This is a genomic window from Psychrobacter sp. Rd 27.2 (assembly GCF_001921755.1).
Taxonomy (GTDB): Bacteria; Pseudomonadota; Gammaproteobacteria; order Pseudomonadales; family Moraxellaceae; genus Psychrobacter; species Psychrobacter celer.
This window is the reverse complement of sequence record NZ_MRYB01000001.1, coordinates 219,297-241,230: the sequence shown is the minus strand read 5'-3', so window position 1 is coordinate 241,230 and position 21,934 is coordinate 219,297. Positions and strand designations below refer to the sequence as shown.

Annotated in this window: 20 protein-coding genes; 6 read left to right on the top strand and 14 right to left on the bottom strand. The window is 46.9% G+C overall.

All coding sequences use genetic code 11. The features are described 5' to 3' along the window. Positions 1–305: 305 nt before the first annotated feature. The gene (locus tag BTV99_RS01015; protein WP_075100490.1) at positions 306–1,097 is read left to right on the top strand and encodes an inner membrane protein YpjD; all 792 of its coding nucleotides are present in this window, start codon (positions 306–308) and stop codon (positions 1,095–1,097) included. Between the two features lie 252 nt (positions 1,098–1,349). Here BTV99_RS01015 and purU read toward each other — a convergent pair whose 3' ends face one another. Continuing rightward, a complete protein-coding gene (purU, locus tag BTV99_RS01010) occupies positions 1,350–2,315 on the bottom strand; it encodes a formyltetrahydrofolate deformylase (protein ID WP_256713696.1) in 966 nt (321 codons plus the stop codon). Positions 2,316–2,538: 223 nt separating this feature from the next. Further along, positions 2,539–4,974, bottom strand: a complete 2,436-nt coding sequence (locus BTV99_RS01005) for an Ig-like domain-containing protein (RefSeq protein WP_143507015.1) — start codon at positions 4,972–4,974, stop codon at positions 2,539–2,541. A gap of 486 nt (positions 4,975–5,460) precedes the next feature. On the opposite strand from BTV99_RS01005, the gene rpmB reads away from it, so the two are divergent. Further along, the gene (rpmB, locus tag BTV99_RS01000) at positions 5,461–5,697 is read left to right on the top strand and encodes a 50S ribosomal protein L28 (protein ID WP_075100488.1); all 237 of its coding nucleotides are present in this window, start codon (positions 5,461–5,463) and stop codon (positions 5,695–5,697) included. 38 nt (positions 5,698–5,735) lie between these two features. Then, positions 5,736–5,891 (top strand): 50S ribosomal protein L33, encoded by a 156-nt coding sequence (gene rpmG / locus BTV99_RS00995; RefSeq protein WP_075100487.1) that lies wholly within the window; start codon positions 5,736–5,738, stop codon positions 5,889–5,891. Positions 5,892–6,046: 155 nt separating this feature from the next. Here rpmG and BTV99_RS00990 read toward each other — a convergent pair whose 3' ends face one another. The 12 genes from BTV99_RS00990 to ispH form a co-directional block, all read right to left on the bottom strand. After that, positions 6,047–6,364: a hypothetical protein gene (locus BTV99_RS00990; RefSeq protein WP_075100486.1), complete on the bottom strand. Its 318-nt coding sequence runs from the start codon at positions 6,362–6,364 to the stop codon at positions 6,047–6,049. Positions 6,365–6,564: 200 nt separating this feature from the next. Continuing rightward, positions 6,565–6,876, bottom strand: a complete 312-nt coding sequence (locus tag BTV99_RS00985; protein WP_075100485.1) for a hypothetical protein — start codon at positions 6,874–6,876, stop codon at positions 6,565–6,567. Positions 6,877–7,048: 172 nt separating this feature from the next. Beyond that, positions 7,049–7,408: a hypothetical protein gene (locus BTV99_RS00980; RefSeq protein WP_075100484.1), complete on the bottom strand. Its 360-nt coding sequence runs from the start codon at positions 7,406–7,408 to the stop codon at positions 7,049–7,051. 66 nt (positions 7,409–7,474) lie between these two features. Then, entirely contained in the window at positions 7,475–8,167 is a 693-nt protein-coding gene (gene rpe / locus BTV99_RS00975; protein ID WP_075100483.1) for a ribulose-phosphate 3-epimerase, read from the bottom strand. Positions 8,168–8,246: 79 nt separating this feature from the next. Beyond that, positions 8,247–8,507: a hypothetical protein gene (locus tag BTV99_RS00970; RefSeq protein WP_075100482.1), complete on the bottom strand. Its 261-nt coding sequence runs from the start codon at positions 8,505–8,507 to the stop codon at positions 8,247–8,249. Between the two features lie 91 nt (positions 8,508–8,598). Then, positions 8,599–9,489, bottom strand: a complete 891-nt coding sequence (fghA, locus tag BTV99_RS00965) for an S-formylglutathione hydrolase (protein WP_075100481.1) — start codon at positions 9,487–9,489, stop codon at positions 8,599–8,601. A 94-nt stretch (positions 9,490–9,583) separates the two neighbouring features. Next, positions 9,584–11,053 (bottom strand): C13 family peptidase, encoded by a 1,470-nt coding sequence (locus tag BTV99_RS00960; RefSeq protein WP_075100480.1) that lies wholly within the window; start codon positions 11,051–11,053, stop codon positions 9,584–9,586. Positions 11,054–11,469: 416 nt separating this feature from the next. Continuing rightward, positions 11,470–13,449 (bottom strand): molecular chaperone HtpG, encoded by a 1,980-nt coding sequence (gene htpG / locus BTV99_RS00955; RefSeq protein WP_075100479.1) that lies wholly within the window; start codon positions 13,447–13,449, stop codon positions 11,470–11,472. A gap of 303 nt (positions 13,450–13,752) precedes the next feature. Then, positions 13,753–15,279, bottom strand: coding sequence for a catalase (locus BTV99_RS00950; protein WP_305956332.1), 1,527 nt, complete (start codon positions 15,277–15,279; stop codon positions 13,753–13,755). Positions 15,280–15,646: 367 nt separating this feature from the next. After that, positions 15,647–16,462: a thioesterase family protein gene (locus BTV99_RS00945; protein ID WP_075100477.1), complete on the bottom strand. Its 816-nt coding sequence runs from the start codon at positions 16,460–16,462 to the stop codon at positions 15,647–15,649. Between the two features lie 168 nt (positions 16,463–16,630). Next, a complete protein-coding gene (locus tag BTV99_RS00940; RefSeq protein WP_075100476.1) occupies positions 16,631–16,882 on the bottom strand; it encodes a hypothetical protein in 252 nt (83 codons plus the stop codon). 1 nt (position 16,883) lies between these two features. Next, the gene (gene ispH, locus BTV99_RS00935; RefSeq protein WP_075100475.1) at positions 16,884–17,840 is read right to left on the bottom strand and encodes a 4-hydroxy-3-methylbut-2-enyl diphosphate reductase; all 957 of its coding nucleotides are present in this window, start codon (positions 17,838–17,840) and stop codon (positions 16,884–16,886) included. Between the two features lie 337 nt (positions 17,841–18,177). On the opposite strand from ispH, the gene gmk reads away from it, so the two are divergent. The 3 genes from gmk (at position 18,178) to BTV99_RS00920 (ending at position 21,847) form a co-directional block, all read left to right on the top strand. Next, a complete protein-coding gene (gene gmk / locus BTV99_RS00930) occupies positions 18,178–18,801 on the top strand; it encodes a guanylate kinase (RefSeq protein ID WP_075100474.1) in 624 nt (207 codons plus the stop codon). 191 nt (positions 18,802–18,992) lie between these two features. Then, a complete protein-coding gene (rpoZ, locus tag BTV99_RS00925; protein WP_068403827.1) occupies positions 18,993–19,253 on the top strand; it encodes a DNA-directed RNA polymerase subunit omega in 261 nt (86 codons plus the stop codon). 395 nt (positions 19,254–19,648) lie between these two features. Continuing rightward, positions 19,649–21,847: a bifunctional (p)ppGpp synthetase/guanosine-3',5'-bis(diphosphate) 3'-pyrophosphohydrolase gene (locus BTV99_RS00920; protein ID WP_075100473.1), complete on the top strand. Its 2,199-nt coding sequence runs from the start codon at positions 19,649–19,651 to the stop codon at positions 21,845–21,847. Positions 21,848–21,934: the final 87 nt, after the last annotated feature.

Below are 21,934 nucleotides of genomic sequence, written 5' to 3'. Positions count from 1 at the left end.
GTGTCTGAACATATTAAGGGACGCTCTTAGCACAAGCCCTTATGAGATGGCCACAAAAAAACAGCAGATAATCCTTACTATACCATTAAGACGATACGGTACTTATGGTCGTTTTGCAGAGGTTTAAACCCTCTTGCTGCGGATAATGCGGCCACCAAGCATTTATCAAGAATAAGTAAGATGGTACTCAATTGCCACCCATTTTATGATAAATTGGAGGATTATTCTAATCATTCCGATAATACCACTTTGGTGATACATTGAGCGGTCATGTTGCGCTCAGTATGAGATGAGGTTTTATATCTGTGCACTTTGCATTCTTACTTGCTAGCCTGACTTATATAGCGGTCAGCGTTTACATCGGTTGGGCGCTGATTGCTGATAAACCTATCTACAAAGGCCGCAGTCTAGGCTTATTGCTGATCGGGATGGCCGCGCATGCCGCGCTACTTTATCCATCTGTGGTGACGTTATATGGCCTAAACTTTAATTTATTTAACGTCATCAGCCTGATCAGCTTATTTTTCTTGTGTTTTTATGTGCTGTTTAGCCTGTATCGCCCGATTGTCAGTCTTGGCATCTTGGCAGCGCCGACCGCGCTGGCAGGCATGACCATCGGCTATGTCGGCCGTGCCCCCTATCAGCCCATTACCGATATCAGCCTCGGGCTTGAGACCCATATTTTACTGTCGCTGGCGGCCTATTGTGTGCTGCTGATGGCGGCGGTGCAGGCGCTGTTTTTACGGCTGCAAATCCGTGAGCTTAAGCACAAAACCATCCACCGATTTTGGGTTAATAAACTGCCATCTCTACAAAGTATGGAGAGCTTGTTGTTTGATATGCTCTTAGTTGGCTTTGTCTTGCTTAGTATCGCGCTGGGGATTGGCTTTATTTACGTACAGGACTTGATGGCGCAGCATATCGTCCACAAAACCGTGTTTAGCCTGCTGTCTTGGTTGTTGTTTGGTGGCTTATTACTCGGTCATTGGCGCGCAGGCTGGCGCGGCAAACGTGCGGCCAACATCACCATTTATGCGTTTATCCTGCTGGCTATTGGCTTTGTTGGTAGCAAGTTTGTATTAGAGATGCTGCTATAGTGAGTTCAGTATAAAAACGATACAGTGGGACTGGGATAAATTTTACGCAGCCTCTGTCGGCGCAGGCACAGCACGCAAGGAAAATTTATACCAGTTCCACGTTGACATATAATGTATCTGTTTTATTTAGAATCGACTATATAATTGGTATTTTCAAGCAGCAAACATAAAAAGACCGCCAGTCGTGATAGAAGATGACTGGCGGCCTTTTTACTAACTTACAGTGATTTCAGCACTATTTAATTAAGTACCTTAATTAAACACCACAGTTTTATTACCCGCCACAATCACGCGGTTTTGTACATGCCAGTTGACTGCACGTGCCAAGACATTGCGCTCGATATCACGGCCAATAGCGCGCAGCTCCGCCACACCCTGACGATGGGTGACGCGGTGTACATCTTGCTCAATGATAGGCCCTTGATCGAGCTCGGCGGTGACATAGTGCGCTGTTGCGCCGATAAGTTTGACACCTTTGTCATAAGCCTGACGATAAGGGTCGGCACCGACAAACGCTGGCAAGAATGAGTGATGAATATTAATCACCTGCATCGGCCAGCGTTTGACAAAATCGGACGACAATATCTGCATATAACGCGCCAATACCAATAAGTCATTGCCTGCCATCAGCGTATGAATCTGCTCTTCGGCATCTGCTTTGTTGTCCTTCGTCACCGGTACATGATGGAAAGTGATGCCAAAGTTTTCTACCGCTTGGCGCAGGTCTGGATGATTGCTGACCACACAAGTAATATCGCAATCGAGCAAGCCGCGCTGATGACGCCATAGCAAGTCCAATAACGCATGATCGAACTTTGACACCAAGATACCGACCTTGGTCTTGATGGCATTGTTGTGTAGCCGCCACGTCATGTTGTGGCGCTTAGCAACCGTATGCGCAAAACTGGCCTCAAAGTTATCCATAATTTCGCTCAAGCCTGCCAAAGCAAACTCTAAACGCATAAAGTACTGCCCGCCCTCATGCGCGGTGGAATACTGATCCAAGGTAATGATGTTCGCGCCATAGCGATGGATAAACTCAGATACCGCTTGGACGATGCCCGCTTGGTCACGGCACTTAATGAGTAGCGTCGCCGTATCGATAGCCGCTGTCGTTTGCGAAGATTTTGCTGATGTACTTGGCAATGACACAGCTGGTGCGGATACAGCTGCATTGTTGCTTGAGGTGGTGTTACTTGGTGTTGTTTTACTTAGCATAATGCGCCCAATTCAAAAAACAAAGCTATCAGCTTTACATGGTCATGCTGATAGCAGAAATCTAATAAAAGTATAGGAAACCAACTATTCTAATCGTTTTTGCAAAACTTTGCTGATTGAGTTGCTTGTATTTGGTTATTAAGATTATAAATGCAAAAACCCCCAACGCAGGGTTGGGGGGGGTTGGATTAGTCATTTAGTCTTATATAAGTATAAAAACAGCTTAGTTGCGACTCGTACAGGCTCCAGTACCAAATGGACTAACCCAGTTTGGACGTAATGGCTCATTAATATCCACATCATCTACTAATACGGGGAAACCAATCGCACGAGACTGCTGTGACTCACTGCCATCGACGCTTGTATTGACGGTAACTTTTGCTTTATACCACTGTGCATACTCTTTTGGATAACGTATTGAGAAATCAACTTTACCAAACTGATCAGTAATAAAGTTAAAGTTTTGGCTAGAGTTCACCTCATTACCGTCTTTATCGAGCACTGCTGCAACGTTGATAGGATCTAACTGTCCATTACCGTTAACATCTTCACCTGGGTCTAAGATACCGTTATTATTGTTATCTTCATTTTGGCAAGTGTAAGGGGGCGTTTGAACCCAGCTTTTCTCATCATCTATATCTTTCACGACGATAAACCTACCTTTAAGGTAAGTATCAGGATTCAAATTAATGGATACTGGCTGGTTAATAGCTGGCTTACCTGTGCTGTTTAGTACGCTGATTGAGCCTTTTTGGAAGTAATAAACCTCTCGCTCACCTGCAGTTATTTTATCGGCAAAGGCAAAACTGATAAATGTTGATTTAGTCTGTACTGAAAGTTTGGTTTCTGTCGGTCTGACACTAACCGCCTGTTCTGTACCATTTGGTAATTCAATCAATCGTACTTCTGCTTCGATGATGACACCATCTGTCTTGGTAGGGTTCTGTCCTGCATTATAAACGACTCTCGCCACGCCACTACTATTGGTATAAGCAACCCCTTGTCCCAAGCTACCACCAGAGGCATCTTTGATCGTTGTAAACTGCACGATCGCGTTTTTCACTGGTGCATCATCATTATCTAATACACGAGCAATCACCTCAGTGGAGCCACCAACACTCAGTACCGAACGCTCAGTTTGTAGCAGTAGCTTAGTGGGGCTAACTGACACAAAGCTCAGCACAGTTTCTTTGGTATTATTTGGTTGTCCTGTACGCTTATGTGTGGCAGTTATAGTAGCGCTATCAGGTACATCTGACTTCACAAAAAACTCGATTTTTTTGTTCATAACCTTTAATACACGGCGAGAGCTACCAAGGTTTTCAGCCTCATCCATACTACTGAAGATCCTGCCTTTATTGGTTGAGAGAACAACATCATCACCGTTGCTGCCATCTGGCACATTCAGAGTAATTTTCTTTCTAACGCCAACCACAATATCAGTGATCTGTACAAAGTTCATGCTTGAGCTAACAGCAGAGCCTACCGTCAATATATTAGAGATACGCTGAGTACTTTCAGTCCCTTTGACTTCAATATCAAATACATAGCTATCATCAGACGACACTTCTAGGTTGGCTGCGTTTAAGTCAAATCTAAACCCACCTTTATCATCAGTAGTAGCAGTGCCTACTTCGATATTGTTATTATATAAAACTACATCTGCACGATTAATAGACTTTGCTGCACCATCTAAAAGCTGCCCAGATACTGAGAAATTCTCGCCAGTGCTGACGATGTTCTTAGAAGACACCACGTTACTTGCACGAGTGCCTGACACTATAATAGGAAAGCCTTGCTCAACGATACTATTTTCTTCATCATCAACCACGACTGTTAACAGACTTTCGTGATTTAATTGAGCATCAACATTTACTCTATTTTGTATCAACTCAACACTCACTAATCCCTGCTCGTCAGTGACTCGCTTAGAAGGACTATTGAGTGATAAGCCGTACAACGCCGCATCTGTAATACCCAGAATAACTGGAACACCTGCCACGACACCACCTTTTTTATCGGTGACTCTAATGTTTACTGTCGCTGTATCCGAACCAGTTAACAACTCAGTTTTATCGGATGAGATAAAGACATCATAAGCATTGTCTTTTTGGGTATTATCGCCGCTTTCTTTTCCAAGAAGTGTAACTGACTGTTCGACACCATCGACACTGGCCTTAACTGTTAAACCATTTTTTATCAAAAAATCCTTTTGAGCTTCTGTCAATCTATTTACTGGTTGTAACTCAATGATAGCTCTGCCTTTTTCATCAGTAATTACTCTAGAATTAGAGGTGCTAAATAACCCTGTAGCTTTCGGATCAGTAATCTCAAACGTCACCGTTTTATTTTCTACTACACCATTTTTATCATCTAGTACCAACGCCTCTACTTTGATAGAGGTGTCTTTATCCATATTGACGTTGATACTGTCATAGTTAGACAGGATATATATTTCACTTACTTTAGTACTTGATTCCTCTTGTTCGCCTGAGCCTGGATTTTGATCGTCAGGGGTAACTGGAATCAGACCAATATCAGGCGTTGGTGCAACCACATCTGTACCATCACCGCCGCCACAGCCAGCCAATGTGAGTGCTAAAGTTAGCGCTGTCAGTTGAAACAACTTAGAAGAAAGTGGACGTGAACTATGAGACATATTTGGAACTCCGCATCGGCAGTAATTTATTCGCGCAAATAAGCAAAATATCATTGTCTAGAATCATGACAGACTGATAATGATACATAGAATTACAGTAAGGTTGGTTGTATTAACAGATTGTATTAAATATATAACAGCAACTTTACTGACTTTTGTTATAACTTACAACTAAAAAATGAATCTTTACTATTAAATAATCAACAACATAGACGGCTCATTTCAGGGTATAATAGTTACCCTTTAGACCGACGATAATCATAAAAATATTTGAGTATTCATCTGTTTTATGGTATAAATGTCGGCTTTAAAATTTTCTGAATTGGTGGGTCTGTTATTTGCCTTTAGTAACAGTCATATCAGCTCAACCTTCATATAGTTTTGTTTGGTGCAAAGCTGCCGCTTGCTGTGTCCATGCCGCAAAAACGCGCAACTTGCCCAGACTGGTATGAGAATCCCTCATGCCTCATAGATTAGGAGTTCGCCATGTCTCGAGTTTGCCAAGTGACTGGAAAGCGCCCTATGGTGGGTAATAATGTTTCGCACGCAAACAACAAAACCCGTCGTCGCTTTCTACCAAACCTTCACAACCATCGTTTTTGGGTAGAGTCAGAAAACCGTTTTGTACGTCTACGTGTGTCTACCAAAGGTATGCGCATCATCGACAAAGTTGGTATTGATAAAGTGTTAGCAGATTTGCGCGCACAAGGTCAAAAAGTTTAAGCCACGCGCTTATCACCACCATCTAAAGGAAAGCTATCATGAGAGATAAAATCAAATTAGTATCGACTGCTGGTACTGGCTATTATTACACCACGACCAAAAACAAGCGCACGATGCCTGGCAAAATGGAGATCAAAAAATATGATCCTAAAGTCCGCCAGCACGTGATCTTTAAAGAAGCAAAAATCAAATAATACGGCAATGCTGATTATTTGAATACAAAAAAGGGCTTATCGATTGATAAGCCCTTTTTTTGTCTGTTTTATCTGCTACTTTTTTCTATTGTCACTCGCATGGCGCTTTGGCCGTAGGTTTTCAGCTGACTATCTGTCTATAGTACATCGGCTAGCTAGCTATAGTGTGCCGGCTCTTTGTCATAGACATGGGCGTGCCACTGGCTCATTTGTTTTTGCATGATTACCTGAATGGCAGCATGAATCATATGCTGACCTATCGCCTGCGTATCACTGCCGAGGATGTCTTTGAGCTTTTCAGAAAAATCAATGGTCATGAGCGGTGCTTCATTTTGCTCAGCATCACGTAATAGCAGTCGCCCATCATCGGCCTCTACCAGCTCAAGCGTGGTTTCTCTTCCAAATCCTGCGAATTGATCGCTATTCTCGTTATCTACTTCTATCTCATTATCGATATCGATGTCGTATGGCATTCATGTGTTCCTTATTGTCCCGTGATGAAGTACTGGCAAAATACGTCGCGTCTGGCCACGTGATTACGCTAAGTAATACGGGTAAAACTGTCTTATGCATACAATGGACGCTTTGGCCCTGAAATTCAAGGGCTGTCACGTAAGTCTTCTATTCTAGAGTCCGCTCTTGTGTCAAGTATTTGCGCTCGCACATGCGCCGATCAGCGCCAGTAGCGCAGTTTTGCTAAGGTAAATAAGAAAGCGACAAACATACCCAGATAATACATGAGCTTGAGCTCAAGCGATGGGTCACGGTATTTAAATGGCAAGGCAACAGTCGCTGTCGCCGTAGGAAATATCAGCAGCATCAGTAGCCAGTTTTCGATGACATTGAGCCAGCCTTGCAAGTCGGTGCCATGACGTAAGGATGACAGCCCAAGCAGCAGACAAGCCACTATCAGGATAATAAACAAACTGTTGGGTAAGTCTTTGGGAAAAATAAGATCGAAGATTTTATCAGAAGGTTTTGACATGCAAGCGTCCAGTCACGCCCAAACAGCGTGACGTATTTATGAATAAAAAGTAAGCAGTCACAAAAGGTTGAATTGCGCTCATACACACTAACCTGTCCTCATAACAGGGTATTTGATATGCACGATACGCAAAACCCTTTAGTTTATGCAGTATAGCGAGGCACATAACAACTTAACTATAAGTCCCCATCAGCCACAGCATGGCCACGCACGCGGTCAGCCAGCCAAGCGTTAAGGCATTGCGAGTTTCGATATGCATGCCTTTGACTTTGTTGAGCAGGCGCGAACCCAGCCAAAAAAACAGCGGGATGCCCAGCACAAAGGCTGGGACGATGACCGCTGCATGGCGCAGCACCGTCTCTACATCTTCACCGAGCATCAGCCGAAAGCCATAACCGGCTAAGCTGAGTACAAGCGCAAATACAGCAAGACCAATAGTAATACCTTTAGGCACCAAGCTGCGCTGTCGCGGCGCGTGGCTATTTACAGAATCAGGCGGCACTGATGTGTGTGGCGGTTTGTTTGTGTTCATATGTCACCTTTTTACTTTTGTAGGGCGCTCACGCTAACAGCAGCCGTGAGCCGTGCCCCATCTCAGCTATGCGCTCGCGTTGGCCAATGCCAGCTCTGCACGCATGGCGTCGATTGCAGCTTTATAATCTGGCTGATTAAATATCGCCGAGCCTGCGACAAACATATCAGCGCCCGCTTCAGCGATCGCACGGATATTGCTGGCCTTGACGCCGCCATCCACTTCAAGCCTGATATCACGGCCACTGGTGATGATGCGCTGACGCACCTCCCGCACCTTGCCCAGCGTACTGTCGATAAACGACTGACCGCCAAACCCTGGGTTGACACTCATTAGCAGGATTTGATCGACCTTATCCATCACGTAGTCCAAGTAGTGTAAAGGCGTTGCTGGGTTTAATACCAAACCGCACTCAGCGCCGCCATCTTTGATCAGCTGCAAAGAGCGGTCGATATGCGCGCTGGCTTCTGGATGAAAGGTAATGATGCTGGCCCCTGCGTCCAAAAACTGCTCAATCATACCATCGACAGGCGACACCATCAGATGCACATCGATAGGGGCATCGACGCCATAATCACGTAGCGCTTTACAGATCATGCTACCAAACGTTAAGTTGGGTACGTAGTGATTGTCCATGACATCAAAATGAATGACATCAGCACCAGCCTCTAATACCTTTTCGACCTCTTCACCAAGTCTGGCAAAGTCAGCCGATAAGATAGAAGGCGCAATAAGATAAGGCTTAGAAGGACTGCTCATAAATAAACTACCTGATTGATGATTGTATAAAAATAACAAGGCTAGAAATAACAAGGCTCAAAACCACAGCTAACGCGGCTTATATTGCGTTTTGCAATAAGCGCGTCCTATCCTCCCACGCCATCTCTATCACGCGTGATATCTGCGCCTCATCTAGCACACTCAGACTACTACCTGTATGCTGAGGACAGGGCTGCGGCTCAGTTGACGCCCGCTTACCATGTTGCTTGCTTTGTAAGGCGGCAATCATATCAGCGCGCATGATGGTAAGCGAGGCTGAGGCACAAGCAGCCTGCGATATAGCAGGCTTGGAAGTCATAATATCTTGATAACTTGCCATTATATTTTAACCTTAATAAACATAAGCAATCTACCGTACAGCACCTATATGAAAGCCTACGCGCAAAAAACAGCTCGGGACAAACAAGCCACTAGCCAAACTGCGCCATACGCCAATGATGCTCGATATGATCATTAATAAAAGTTTGGATAAAGTAATAGCTATGGTCATGCCCTGCTTGATAACGTAATGTTAAGGGCTGTTTGGCTTTTTCACAAGCGTCAAGCAACTTATTGGTCTGTAATTGGCCGTCTGCCAAAAAATTGTCCGCCGCGCCTTGATCGACCAAAATACTTGCATACTGCTGACCGACTTTTTCTATCGTTTTTGCCGCATCTGCTTGCGCCCACTGCGCTTTATCATCACCAAAGTACTCTGTAAAAGCAGCCTCGCCCCATGCCGACTCGCTGGCGGCGCATACTGGCGACAGCGCTGATACGCTGATAAACTTACTCGGGAATTTAAACCCCAATAGCAGTGCCCCATGACCACCCATTGAGTGTCCTGTCACACCGATGCTATCGATAGGAAACTCTGAGCGCAGTAAGTCATATAGCTCATTTACGATATAACTTTGCATATTAAAATGCTCGGACCACGGTGCCTGCGCAGCATCGACATAGTAGCTGGCGCCCTGCCCGACAAAATAACGCTCATCATTTGGCACATCCACCGACTCACTACTTCTAGGAGAGGTGCCTGGCGCGATAAATATCATCCCAAGCTCGCTGCATTTTTGTTGAAAATGCGCTTTGTGCGTGACGTTATCGGCATTACACGTCAAACCTGATAAATATAAAACAGCTGGACAGCGGCGACCTGCGAGCGCCTCATCTGGCAAGTAGATACTAAATGTCATCGCAGTCTTTGTCGCTGTCGACTGATGGCTATAATAGTGCTGCTCGCCATCAAAACAGCGATTGACACTAAGCTGCGTGAGCTGTGAGCTGGTAGAGAAGCTATGATGATAGGAGTTACTCATAAGTCAGATCCTTTTTATCTAAGATAAAATACTGGTCAAATATATGACGCTTAACGAGAGAATACATGGGCCGTGCTGTCTTATATTGATAAGATCAACGCATCCCATCAATAGCGGCGACCGCTGGACGGGCAGCGTTTTTAGGTGCGGCATCGATACCAGCACCCTCTATAATGCGTGCCACTGGCGGCCGCGTTTTATCAAACAGCACTTGCTCAAAGGCTGGCAGCGCCGTCTCCATTAGACTACCGATGGCCATTTGCGGCTCAGAGGGCTCAAAGCCCATCAGGTTTTCGCGCTTACTAACCCGCCGCCTTGCGTCTTTAAAGGCCGCCGCAAAGCTGGTATTGCTACGTAAGCTCTCGGCAAAAAACGCCTGCCCAAAGTAAGTCATCTCAGCGGTGTTGGTACAACCAAACGACATCTTATCAGCGTCTGAGGCGGTAATCACCACCGTGGTCGGCGACGCCAGCTCGTCGATAAACGAGCCAGAATAACAGGCAGACACCACAATCACCCGCCAGCGAATACCAGAAGTATCCAGTGCCTCACGCAGCCATGCCGCGTCGAGGTTTTCCATAGCGAGTGGCGGGTTGGCCAATTGAATCAGGTCTTCGGTGCCGTGTGATGAGAGCGTCATAAACAGCACATCTTCATCGGTATTCATCTGCTGGCCAATTTTTTTTAGCCCGCGCAAGATACTGGTCTTGGTCGCCACCGGCTCATCTAGCCAGCTATAAGTATTATTAATCAAAGCAAGCGAGCGACCACTGGTGCCAAAACGTACATCAAACAGCTCACGGACTTTATTGATCTCCGAGCGAAATACATTTTGCTCAGAAAACCCCGCCACACCCATAAAGTACCAGTCGGTTTTTCCCGTGATACCCGGATCGATACTGTTTAGAGCGTTTTGGAGCAAACGTGGCTGCTTGTAGAGCGCCGCTTCCTCTAGCACAGGCTCGATAGGGATTGGTTTAAATATTGGCTGATCAGCGACGTTACGCTGCCAGATAGTCAAAAGCGCCACCGCACCGAGCAGCACAAGGATACGCTCCCACCACGGAATACGCAGGCGCCGCGAAAATATCCAAAGCAGTGCCAATGTCTGCCACAAAAAAAGCAGCAAAAATAAAATAGGTAAAAATGAATAGCTCCAATCAGGTAGCCAGCCATGACTGCCCAAAAACTGTACCAAGCTTTGTAGCAGCGCCGATAACGTATCTGCGACCAGCCATAGCACCACGGGCACAAACACCAAGGCTTGATTGCTCGCTCGCCGTGCCAAGATGATACCACCGAGCAAGATAATCATCGGCCAAATAAGATAGCTGACCAGTCCTTGCTCATTAAACACGCTGCCATTTTCGGCTGCCAGCCACGAAAACAGCACATTACTGCCCAGCGCCAACAGCGCAAAAACAGCAAATTGTATAAACGTAGGCTTGACCCAAGAAAACGCCCGCGTTGAGCCTACTAGCATCCATAAGGTTGCAATGATATTGGCCGCGAAATTGAGCGAAAAACGCTGAAGCGATACGGTTTTTAACGACGCAAGTGACAAAGACTTAGACCTCTAGCCAGTCGAGAGAAATAACGCAAATCAAGGATAGCACGCTTTGCTGTCAGCATTTTTTAATAGACCACTTTATATACTTTATCTAGGGCTAAGCTTACTATTTTTACCTTCGAATCGTCTAAAAAATAGTCTCTGTCAGTGCCACGGTTGAATGTTCAACACGCCCTAATGTTTGTACGGTGTACCGACAGCAATTTTATCCCTAATTGACGATAAAATAGGGTTAAAAATAAAAAACCCAGCCGAATAGCTTAGCGCGCTAATCTATCGCGATTGTAACGGATTGTCGCCTAAGAGGATAAGGCTGATTTGTAAAATTCGGCTATATTTACATAAAAACATATAAAAAAAGAGGCCTTGAGTACAAGACCTCCTTTATTAGTCATTGATATCAGCCGTGCTTACTTCATCAATAGCTCGTTGACGCGTTTTAGATACGCGGCTGGGTCGTCAAGTTGACCACCGTCGGCCAATAGTGCTTGATCAAAAATCACTTGCGCCAGCTCATCAAACTGCTCGCTGGTTTCTAGTTTTTTGATCAATGGATGCTCTGGGTTGACTTCAAGCGTGGGCTTGCTCTCTGGCACTTCTTGACCCATTTGCTTGAGCATCTGAATCATCTGTGGGGAGAGCTCACCTTCGCCGACCACCAAACACGCTGGGCTGTCGACCAGACGCGTTGAGACTTTGACATCTTTGGCACGTGCGCCTAGGGTCGTTTTTAGTTTGTCAACGACTGGCTTCATGGCCTCTTGCGCCTTTTCCGCTTCCGCTTTTTCTTCTTCGTCTTGCAAATCGCCCAAATCTACCGCACCTTTGGCAATGTTTTGTAGCGGCGTGTCATCAAACTGGGTCAAGAAGTTCATCGCCCACTCATCAACGCGGCTGGTCATCAAGATCACTTCGATGCCTTTTTTCTTAAACAGCTCAAGCTGCGGGCTGTTTTTGGCAGCAGCGAGGTTGTCAGCCGTGAGATAATAGATGGCTTTTTGCCCATCCTTCATACGCGCTTTATAGTCCTCAAAGCTGGTCTCGACCTTGTCATTGGTGCTGGTAGCATAGCGCAGCAACTTGGCAATACGCGCTTGGTTGCCCATGTCCTCGCCTAGGCCTTCTTTGATGACATCGCCAAACTCGCTATAGAACTGCGCAAATTTTTCTTGCTTGTCGCTGTCCTCGCTGTTGGCAAGGCTCGCCAGCAAAGTCAGTACGCGGCGCGCGTTACCATCACGGATAGATTTTACATCGCGTGACTCTTGTAACAGCTCACGGCTGACGTTCAGTGGTAAGTCAGCAGAGTCGATCACCCCTTTGACAAAGCGCAAATACATCGGTAGTAGCTGCTCTGCTTCATCCATGATAAAGACGCGTTTGACATACAGCTTTAGCCCATGCTGCTGCTCGCGTGTGTACAGATCCATTGGCGCTTTTTTAGGAATATATAACAGCTGGGTGTACTGCACGCGGCCTTCGACACGGTTGTGTGTCCATGTGAGCGGATCGTCCATGTCATAAGTGATGTTTTTATAAAAATCGACATATTCATCATCTTCGATTTCAGATGCTGAGCGTGTCCACAGCGCACTGGCTTTGTTGATGGTTTCCCATTCATCGGTCAAGACCATCTGGCCGCCGGCTGGTGCGTCGCTACTATCATTTTCGTCCGCACCTTCCTCTTTGACATCTTCTTGCCAAACTTCTTTACGCATCTGAATCGGCAAGCTGATGTGATCTGAGTATTTGTTGACCAGACGCTTGATCTTTCCGCGGTCTAGGTAGTTGTCTTCACCTTCACTGTATTCTTCTTTTAAGTGCAGCGTGATACGGGTGCCGCGAGTGTCTTTTGTGATGGTCTCAACCGTAAAGCTTCCCGTGCCATCAGATACCCAGCGAACGCCTTGATCGGCGGGCTCACCGGCTTTGCGCGACTCAACGGTGATGGTGTCGGCCACGATAAACCCTGAATAAAAGCCCACCCCAAACTGACCAATCAGCTGACCGTCTTGTTTTTGCGACTCAGACAGCTTATCTAAGAAAGCTTTGGTGCCTGATTTGGCGATGGTACCTAGGTTTTCGATGGCATCAGCTTCATTCATACCGATACCATTATCGATAAAGCTGATGGTTTTGGCCTCGGTGTCGACATCGATGCGAATTTTAAGCTCGCCATCGTCTTCATAAAGGCTGTCATCGTTGGTGGCTTCAAAGCGCAATTTATCACAAGCGTCCGAGGCGTTAGAGACCAGCTCACGAACGAAAATATCGGCATTAGAATATAGCGAATGGGTCACCAAGTGCAGTAGCTGGGCGACTTCTGCTTCAAAACTGTGTTTTTTTACATCAGCGGAACTTTGATTGTCCACTTGGGTCTGCTCACTCATAAAAACTCCTATTATTCATACCAAAGATGCTGTCATCAGCAGCGGTGAATCACAAATTTTCCAATACCAACAGTATGGCATCTCTGGCCATAAAGGCTGGGCGATAAATACTGTTAGGCTGGTTAATCAGATAGGGGCACAGGCAAAAATTTCAAGCCAAAATACCGCAAAAACCAATATTGACCATAAAAATCGTCCACAAAAAAACCGCCTAAGTTGACTTAAGCGGTTTTTATCATTTTTTAGCATTGAGTGGCGTTGCCTCGCTTGCCTCCTCTAGGCGCGCCAAGCATGCGCCGCGGCTTATAGACAGCTTGGCAGATGACGCGCTGGATCAGAGTCACGGGCAGCCATCGCATCTTCGACGCGCAAGCCCAAAGCCTTGGCCACGCCCTCGCCATACACAGGGTCACACCAATGGCAGTTACGAATATGACGATACTGGATAAAGTCTGGCACGCCTGCCATGTTTCTGGCGGTATTATCAAACAAGACCTGCTGCTGCTCAGCACTCATCAAATGAAACAACGCGCGTGGCTGGCTAAAGTAGTCGCTATCGTCTTCGCGAAAATCATAGTGCGCCGCATCGCCATCAATTTTTAAGGGTGGCTCGGCATAATCAGGCTGCTCCTGCCACTGGCTAAAGCTGTTTGGCTCATAGTGTGGGCGGCTGCCATAGTTGTCATCGACGCGGCCTTGACCATCACGGTGGTTGCTCATCACAGGACAGCGCGGCTTGTTGACAGGGATCTGTTGATGGTTGACACCGACACGGTAACGCTGAGCATCGGCGTAGTTCACCAAGCGATTTTGGAGCATTCTGTCTGGTGAGACGCTGATACCTGGGACTAGGTTGCTAGGCGCAAACGCAGCTTGCTCGACATCGACAAAATAGTTGTCAGAGTTTTTGTTAAGCTCAAACTCACCCACTTCGATAAGCGGATAATCCCCTTTTGGCCATACTTTGGTCAAGTCAAACGGATGATAAGGGACGGTATCTGCCTCAGCTTCTGGCATGATTTGCACGTACATTTTCCACTTCGGAAAATCGCCGTTTTCGATAGCATCATACAAGTCTTTTTGATTGCTTTCGCGGTCCATACCGACGACTTCACGAGCTTCGTCATCGGTTAAGTTTTTGATGCCTTGCTGCGTACGGAAATGAAACTTCACCCAATAGCGCTCGCCCGCTTCATTCCAAAAGCTGTAAGTGTGCGAGCCAAAGCCATGCATGTGTCTGTACGAGGCTGGGATGCCGCGATCACTCATGACGATGGTGACTTGGTGAAAGGCTTCTGGTAATAAAGTCCAAAAGTCCCAGTTGTTGGTCGCTGAGCGCATGTTGGTACGTGGATCGCGTTTGACTGCTTTGTTTAAATCTGGGAATTTGCGTGGGTCGCGTAAAAAGAACACAGGCGTGTTGTTACCGACCATGTCCCAGTTACCCTCTTCGGTATAAAACTTCAAGGCAAAGCCGCGAATGTCGCGCTCAGCATCAGCAGCGCCGCGCTCGCCTGCCACAGTACTAAAGCGCGCAAACATCTCGGTTTTTTTGCCCACTTCGCTAAAAATAGCCGCGCGGGTATATTTGCTGATGTCGTTGGTCACGGTAAAGGTACCAAACGCGCCTGAGCCTTTGGCGTGCATACGGCGCTCTGGAATCACTTCGCGGACAAAATTGCCAAGCTTTTCATTGAGCCAGATATCTTGAGCCAATAATGGGCCGCGCTTGCCTGCGGTCATGCTGTTTTGGTTGTCAGCGACTGGTGCGCCATTACCCATGGTCAATTGGGTTGGGGCGTAAGGGCATTTTTTATCACTCATGGTCATACTCCTGTAAAAACAAATGAAAGTGCCAAACTTATTCTGAATACGGCTTCTAGCAGTATATCTAGAATGCTCGTCAGTTTGTTTGAAAAGCGGTGATCTTTGTTCAGATGAATTTTGTTCATAGTAACCTGCCTGTGCAGTTATCTTACCTAGCCTTTGCTTGATTACTATTACAACCGATTCGGCTTGTTTTGTATAATTAATTAATCACATGCTTTCATTTTATTTTACAGAACTATAAGAGGCTTTGCGGTAACTGCCATGGTTCTGGCTCTGCTTTGCCTTCGTTAACATGGTCAGCATAGTTAGCATGGTCGCGAATGCGGCGTATATGCTCGCCTACCTACGCTCACTCACCTTTTTTATGCTAGCGCGGCATCGGGCGGATGGTCAGTATTTGTTCGCTACGACCAAAGGGCCCATGCACATCGTGGAGCACAGCACTGGTCAGCCCGATACCATCAGCGCCATACTGCTGTACCGCCTCGATACCGAGCCAGCGACCTTTAGGGACGCGGTGCATATGGATTTGCAGGTCTGTATTGGGAAACATCCACTCTAGTTTTGACAGCCCTAAACCCAGTCTTGGTACCACGCCATTGGCAGTATCGACCATGCCCAGCAGATGCACCATATCATCAGTGGGTACGCCCTCTACCATCTCGACATCGTTGGTTATCCAAACCATGCCGCGACCTTCTCGGCGATCTGGAGCGGCCACCAAGCGCACACTTTCGATAAAGCCGCCCGGCCAACCTTTCATATCCTCCCAAGCAGGCAGTGTTTCTGGCTTATACTGTGCTGGTTGATCCTCAATGCCAGCGATGGCGCTGGTGTCTTGCGTCAGCAGTCGCCATGCCCTAGCAATAATGGCATCTCGGCCACGGCTACTCATTACCGCCTCGACAAGCTCGATGGTCTTGCCTGGGCGAATACAGCGCGTAGTAATGGTAAACTCATCAAGCGGTATCAGCCCCAAAATATCTAAGCTAATACGAGCGATGCGCATGTTTTTTTGCGGCGCATACCCTTGTAGCTCAGCGCTCAGCACCCCAGTGGCTGGCGCCATATGTTGCTCGTGCTCGTTCCACGCGCCTTGGGCATGCTGCGTCGGCTGATAATGCGCGATACTGACACCCTCTGCCAATGGTTCGCGTTTGACCAGTTTGTAGTACGCTGACATAATTTTCCTTAATATTTTCGATTCTCTTTTTTATTTAAAGCACACTATTTATGACCGCAAACTGTCTGGCTGATCCTGCCTGACTTATCGTCGACGTGTACCTTATATGAGCTTGGTTGGATATGAGCTTGATTGAAATAACGTGTTGCCGGATTCGATAAGCATACGTTATTTGCTCAATCGTTGTTTTTGCATGGTCAGCAGTGTGCGACTCTTGACCATGATAAATAGAAAAAACGCCATCACCGCAATCAGTACGCCATATAAGACGCTATAACCCTTTATAAACTGAGCGGTATTGAGTAGCAGCATCAGCACCAAGACGATGGTGACAAAGGTATTAATTTTTAGCTGCTTGTTGATCTCATCTAGCGTGGCTTCTGCTAAGACAAACTTTGTTTTTGGCTGCTGTTGACTCATATCACTTGCCTACTTGAGTGACCGGAATGCGCAGCGCTTTTGGCAGGCTAAACGTCACGTTTTCTTCGATACCCGATAGCTCGCTTGGCAAATCGCCACCCCAGTCTTGCAGCTGCTTTAGCACTTCTTGGATCAGAACTTCCGGCGCTGAGGCACCAGCCGTCACCCCGATACTCTGCACACCCTCCAACCAGCTTTTGTCCATCTCGCTGGCATTGTCTATCAGATACGCACGGCAATCCATACGTTCGGCCAGCTCGCGCAGACGGTTGGAGTTTGATGAGTTTGGTGAGCCAACGACCAACACCACTTCACAGCGGCCCGCCAAGTCTTTGACCGCATCTTGGCGGTTTTGGGTGGCGTAGCAGATATCGTCTTTGCGCGGGCCTTGAATGCTTGGAAACTTATCGCGCAGTGCATCGATGACGCGCGCGGTGTCATCCATCGATAGCGTAGTTTGGGTGACAAACGCTAGGCGCTCAGCATCTTGGACACTGAGTGCAGCCACATCACTTTCGTTTTCGACCAGATGAATCTGACCGCCATGCCCACGGTTAAATCGCCCCATGGTGCCTTCGACTTCTGGATGTCCAGCATGGCCGATCAGCACAGCATCCATGCCCTCTTGTGCAAACTTTGCCACTTCGATATGCACTTTGGTGACGAGCGGACAAGTGGCGTCAAATACCGTCAAATCGCGGCGCTCAGCCTCATCCTCGACCGCCTTTGACACCCCGTGTGCTGAAAAAATAACGATGGAGCCATCTGGCACTTCATCCAATTCTTCAACGAATACCGCGCCGCGATTGGCCAAGTCTGAGACCACAAATTTATTATGTACCACCTCGTGGCGGACATAAATGGGCGGCTCAAAACGTGTCAATGCTTCGTTGACAATCGCAATAGCGCGATCGACACCAGCACAAAATCCCCGCGGATTGGCAAGATAAATTTGCATAAAAAGGCCTATCATTAGATAATTTGTATTTAAGACTATATAAAACGTCTCACAACAGCTTGGATTAAGCTTTGATTGAAGGTTTGGGATAAAACCCATGCGTTACTGTAGCATAATTTGCTTTTATTGCCTTTGAAATTCCCGCGCCGGTCACAGTTAGTACGTATAGTACGTAGTAGTCATGTGACTACCGCCTACTGATGGGCAGGGGCTTTATTATGCGTAACGGCTGTTTATTACGGTACCAATCAACCCTGCTATCGCCATAAATGATGGCGATTTTTCTTTTTACCAGCTTTTTATATTTATTAGGGCTCTCGCTACTAGGACACACTGTATGACAGGTTCATTATTTATCATCACCGCCGCTTCAGGTACTGGCAAGACCTCACTGGTAAAACAGCTATTGGCTACCACCAATGACTTGACTGTCAGTGTGTCACATACCACGCGCGCGCCGCGTCCAGGCGAGGTCGATGGTCAGCATTATCATTTTACCAATGTCGACAAATTCGTCGCCGCCATCCATGACAATCAGTTTTTGGAGCATGCTGAGGTGTTTGGCAACTACTATGGCACCTCAGAGCAAAGCGTACGGGCGCAGTTAGACGCAGGCGTCGATGTCATCTTAGAGATTGACTGGCAAGGGGCGCTACAAGTCAAAAAAATCTTTACGGACGCGGTGATGATTTTTATTTTACCGCCCAGTATCGACACCCTGCGTCAGCGTCTATCGACACGCGCGCAAGACTCGATGGAGGTCATCGAGCAGCGTTTGGCCGGTGCAGTGACGGAAATGGCGCAGTACGTCCATTTTGATTATGTGATTATAAATGATAACTTTGAGGTGGCATTGACTGAGCTAAAGGCCATTATCGTCGCTGACAGGCAGACCCTAAGCCGCCAGCAGCAGCGCTACCATCGCACCATTGCCAATCTGCTCGGCACTCAGGCAGACTAAAACGTCAGACAAATTAACGCGTTAAAAGGGCGGCGTGCCAGATTTTGTGATGTAGAGATAAAAAAGCAACGACGCGGCGGGGCAAAAAATGCTATAATATCTAGCTATCCCCCTTTATATATTTTTGATATTATTTTTATTGGGTGGCGGCCATATTCGCCACTTAATAAAAACAACCGAGGTAGCTATTTATGGCACGAGTGACGATTGAAGATTGTTTAGATAACGTAGATAATCGCTTTGAGCTGATTTTAGTCGCAAGCAAGCGCGCCCGTCAATTGGCCAAAGGTATCGCTGAGCCAATGGTTGATGTCGATAATGACAAACCAACGGTTTTGGCATTACGTGAGATTGCTGCTGGCAAAATCACCCGCGATATTTTAAATCAGCCAGAGCATAACTTTGCAACCAGCTCATTAGACTTAGCCCTGTCAGGTGATCATAGCTTTTAATCTTTAATCATGGTTTGTTAGACCAACCAGATTAAGGCGGGCTATATATGCCCCAAAAGCCGTCATATCATCATGACAAAAGAGACCACAGCATAAGCTGTGGTTTTTTGGTTGTATCATTTGTAATGACCACTGAGACCCCAAAATATACCACTGAGTGGTAATTTTTAGATTTTTTGCCTCGCGATTTGCTTAGCTGTTGACATTGAATGCAATTTAAGATTAATTAGAAGGTGCACGGCTCTCACTCTCACGTTTTCTATAGCGAGTTCATATTTTGTCAGCCGCCGCTTATCTTGATCGATGATTGAGTGTTATCGCAGTTGCCTGGTCATAAAAAGCAGCCATAAAAACTGGTCATAAAACCCAGTCATCAAATATAGGATCGTCACTTTATGATTCAAACCTTGCCCAAGCTCAGTCATCACCTAGTCGATGATGCTCAATATAACTTATTGCGCTCAGTAGGCTACCTCACTGCCGCCGAGCGCCGTGATGTTATTGATGCCTGTGAGTTTGGTGACATCGCCCATATCAAGGATAAGCGTAAATCAGGGGAGCCTTATATCACCCACCCTATTGCGGTCGCTGAGATACTGGCAGGTTTTCGCTTGGATCGAGATACCATCATTGCGGCGATTTTGCATGATACGGTAGAGGACACTGAGGTCAGTGATGAGCAAATCGCTGAGCGCTATGGCAAAGCCGTAGCCAGATTGGTCGATGGCGTCACCAAGCTCAAATCCTCGGCACACAATAAACAAGAAAACAAAGCCGCCACTTTTCATAAGATTTTGACCGCGACCCTCGCAGATCCACGAGTATTGATCATCAAGCTGGCAGATCGCCTGCACAACATGTCGACATTGGATGCGGTACGCCCAGAAAAACAGCGCACCACCGCACAAGAAACGCTGGATTTTTATGTGCCCTTTGCGCGGCTGATGGGTCTCAATGACATCGCCGATTATATCGAGGTACTGTGCTATCGCAATCTTGACTCTGAGATGTACAACAAGCTCTCAGATAAGCTGTTGCAACACGGCTTGGGGCGCAATTTTCAACGAGAAGCCATTCATCGCTATCTGAGTATCGTGTTAAATAACTTAGATCTAAACGGTCTGGTCAAGGTCTTGGACAACCGCGTGGTGATTTACCGACAGTTTTTTCGCAACCGCGGCGAAATCAGTGCGCTATTGCGTCATTATGCGTTTGAGATCGTACTCGACAATATCGAAGCTTGCGATAAGCTCGCCTATTATCTGATCAAAAAATACCAAATCGACGACACCCATATTGCTGATAATATTCGCCGCCCGCTGCCAGGTGGCAATCAGTCGCTGACGCTCATCTACGAGCGCGACAATGACGTGGTCAAAGTCACGATTTTGACCAAGCAAATGCAAAGCGCGGCAAGGCTTGGGGTCATCGGTGCTGAGCACGCCTCTGATGTCAGTCAATCAGTCATTCAAGCGTCCTTGCGTAACATGAAGGACTTGGTCGAAGAAGACAGCTTAAATGATGGCAGTCCTGACTTTTCGGCGGCCGTCTCCACCATTAACGAGCTGATGGACTATCTACACTCTAGCAAAATCATTTGTTATAGCCCCAAAGGCCGAGCCTACGAGCTGCCGCAAGGCGCCACCGCCCTAGACTTTGCTTATGCTGTCGGCCCGATGGTCGGCAACGTCGCTGTCGGTGCCAATATCGATGGCAAAAAAGCCAAACTGGGCACGGTGGTCAAAAATGGCCAACTGGTTGAAATCGAGGTCGACAACCACTCAGAGCCAAAAGCAGAGTGGCTTGGGTTTGTAGCCACCAACAAGGCCCGCGAAGAGATATTGCGCTGGTTTAAAGACTTGTCCGCGGCTGACAAACAGCATCATGGAAAGCAAGCCTTAGATCGCGCGCTTAAGACTTATCAAAAAAGCCTTGACGATCTGACAGACAACGACTGGAAAAACCTAACTGAATGGCGCGGTTTGACAGAAAAAAACACCTTATTTGAGCAAATCAGCTCTGGCACATTGCTGCCGCAGCTGGTCGTTACCCGTTTATTTAGTGACGAAGTCAACGACCTACACGCGCAAGAGCATAGCGCTGATATGACCCAGCCGCAGCAGCTGATCGTCAACGCCTCAGGGGTTGAGATCAACTTTGCCAACTGCTGTCATCCGATCTACGGCGACCCTATCGTTGGCCATTTATCACGCCACGGTCTGGTCGTCCATCGTCATAAATGTTTTTCACTTGATGACATTCGTAAAGACAATCCTTATCAGGTCATTCAACTGCGCTGGCGCAGCGATAAAGCTGTTAACCAAGGCGAGACTAGTGAGACAGGAATCAAAAATAACGGTAAGGTTCGTTTCCCCGCTTATCTTAAACTCTCTATCGCCTTGAGCGATGAGCAAATCAGTGAAGTGATTTATCACTTGCGCCAGCTCAATATGGGCGTCGAAAAAATCGATGTACGCAGCAGCGATACCATCCTCCATATCGTGGTACGTAGCCGCAACCACTTAGCGCAGGGTATCCGCGAGCTACGCTCATTACTCGGCTTCCCCAATATTATCCGTCTATATCAGCTATAGCACTAAATGGCGGCCAGATGTGTCGCTCTATCGTCGAATCCAAATAAATCAGACACAAGGCTATCAAGTCGTGTTTATATTGGATTG

What these genes read in the sequence shown, in the direction of transcription:
- purU (WP_256713696.1), bottom strand. Translation starts at nt 2,315, where the DNA reads ATGCTAAGTAAAACAACACCAAGTAACACCACCTCAAGCAACAATGCA.
- BTV99_RS01005 (WP_143507015.1), bottom strand. Translation starts at nt 4,974, where the DNA reads ATGTCTCATAGTTCACGTCCACTTTCTTCTAAGTTGTTTCAACTGACA.
- rpmB (WP_075100488.1), top strand. Translation starts at nt 5,461, where the DNA reads ATGTCTCGAGTTTGCCAAGTGACTGGAAAGCGCCCTATGGTGGGTAAT.
- rpmG (WP_075100487.1), top strand. Translation starts at nt 5,736, where the DNA reads ATGAGAGATAAAATCAAATTAGTATCGACTGCTGGTACTGGCTATTAT.
- BTV99_RS00990 (WP_075100486.1), bottom strand. Translation starts at nt 6,364, where the DNA reads ATGCCATACGACATCGATATCGATAATGAGATAGAAGTAGATAACGAG.
- BTV99_RS00985 (WP_075100485.1), bottom strand. Translation starts at nt 6,876, where the DNA reads ATGTCAAAACCTTCTGATAAAATCTTCGATCTTATTTTTCCCAAAGAC.
- BTV99_RS00980 (WP_075100484.1), bottom strand. Translation starts at nt 7,408, where the DNA reads ATGAACACAAACAAACCGCCACACACATCAGTGCCGCCTGATTCTGTA.
- rpe (WP_075100483.1), bottom strand. Translation starts at nt 8,167, where the DNA reads ATGAGCAGTCCTTCTAAGCCTTATCTTATTGCGCCTTCTATCTTATCG.
- BTV99_RS00970 (WP_075100482.1), bottom strand. Translation starts at nt 8,507, where the DNA reads ATGGCAAGTTATCAAGATATTATGACTTCCAAGCCTGCTATATCGCAG.
- fghA (WP_075100481.1), bottom strand. Translation starts at nt 9,489, where the DNA reads ATGAGTAACTCCTATCATCATAGCTTCTCTACCAGCTCACAGCTCACG.
- htpG (WP_075100479.1), bottom strand. Translation starts at nt 13,449, where the DNA reads ATGAGTGAGCAGACCCAAGTGGACAATCAAAGTTCCGCTGATGTAAAA.
- BTV99_RS00950 (WP_305956332.1), bottom strand. Translation starts at nt 15,279, where the DNA reads ATGACCATGAGTGATAAAAAATGCCCTTACGCCCCAACCCAATTGACC.
- BTV99_RS00945 (WP_075100477.1), bottom strand. Translation starts at nt 16,462, where the DNA reads ATGTCAGCGTACTACAAACTGGTCAAACGCGAACCATTGGCAGAGGGT.
- BTV99_RS00940 (WP_075100476.1), bottom strand. Translation starts at nt 16,882, where the DNA reads ATGAGTCAACAGCAGCCAAAAACAAAGTTTGTCTTAGCAGAAGCCACG.
- ispH (WP_075100475.1), bottom strand. Translation starts at nt 17,840, where the DNA reads ATGCAAATTTATCTTGCCAATCCGCGGGGATTTTGTGCTGGTGTCGAT.
- gmk (WP_075100474.1), top strand. Translation starts at nt 18,178, where the DNA reads ATGACAGGTTCATTATTTATCATCACCGCCGCTTCAGGTACTGGCAAG.
- rpoZ (WP_068403827.1), top strand. Translation starts at nt 18,993, where the DNA reads ATGGCACGAGTGACGATTGAAGATTGTTTAGATAACGTAGATAATCGC.
- BTV99_RS00920 (WP_075100473.1), top strand. Translation starts at nt 19,649, where the DNA reads ATGATTCAAACCTTGCCCAAGCTCAGTCATCACCTAGTCGATGATGCT.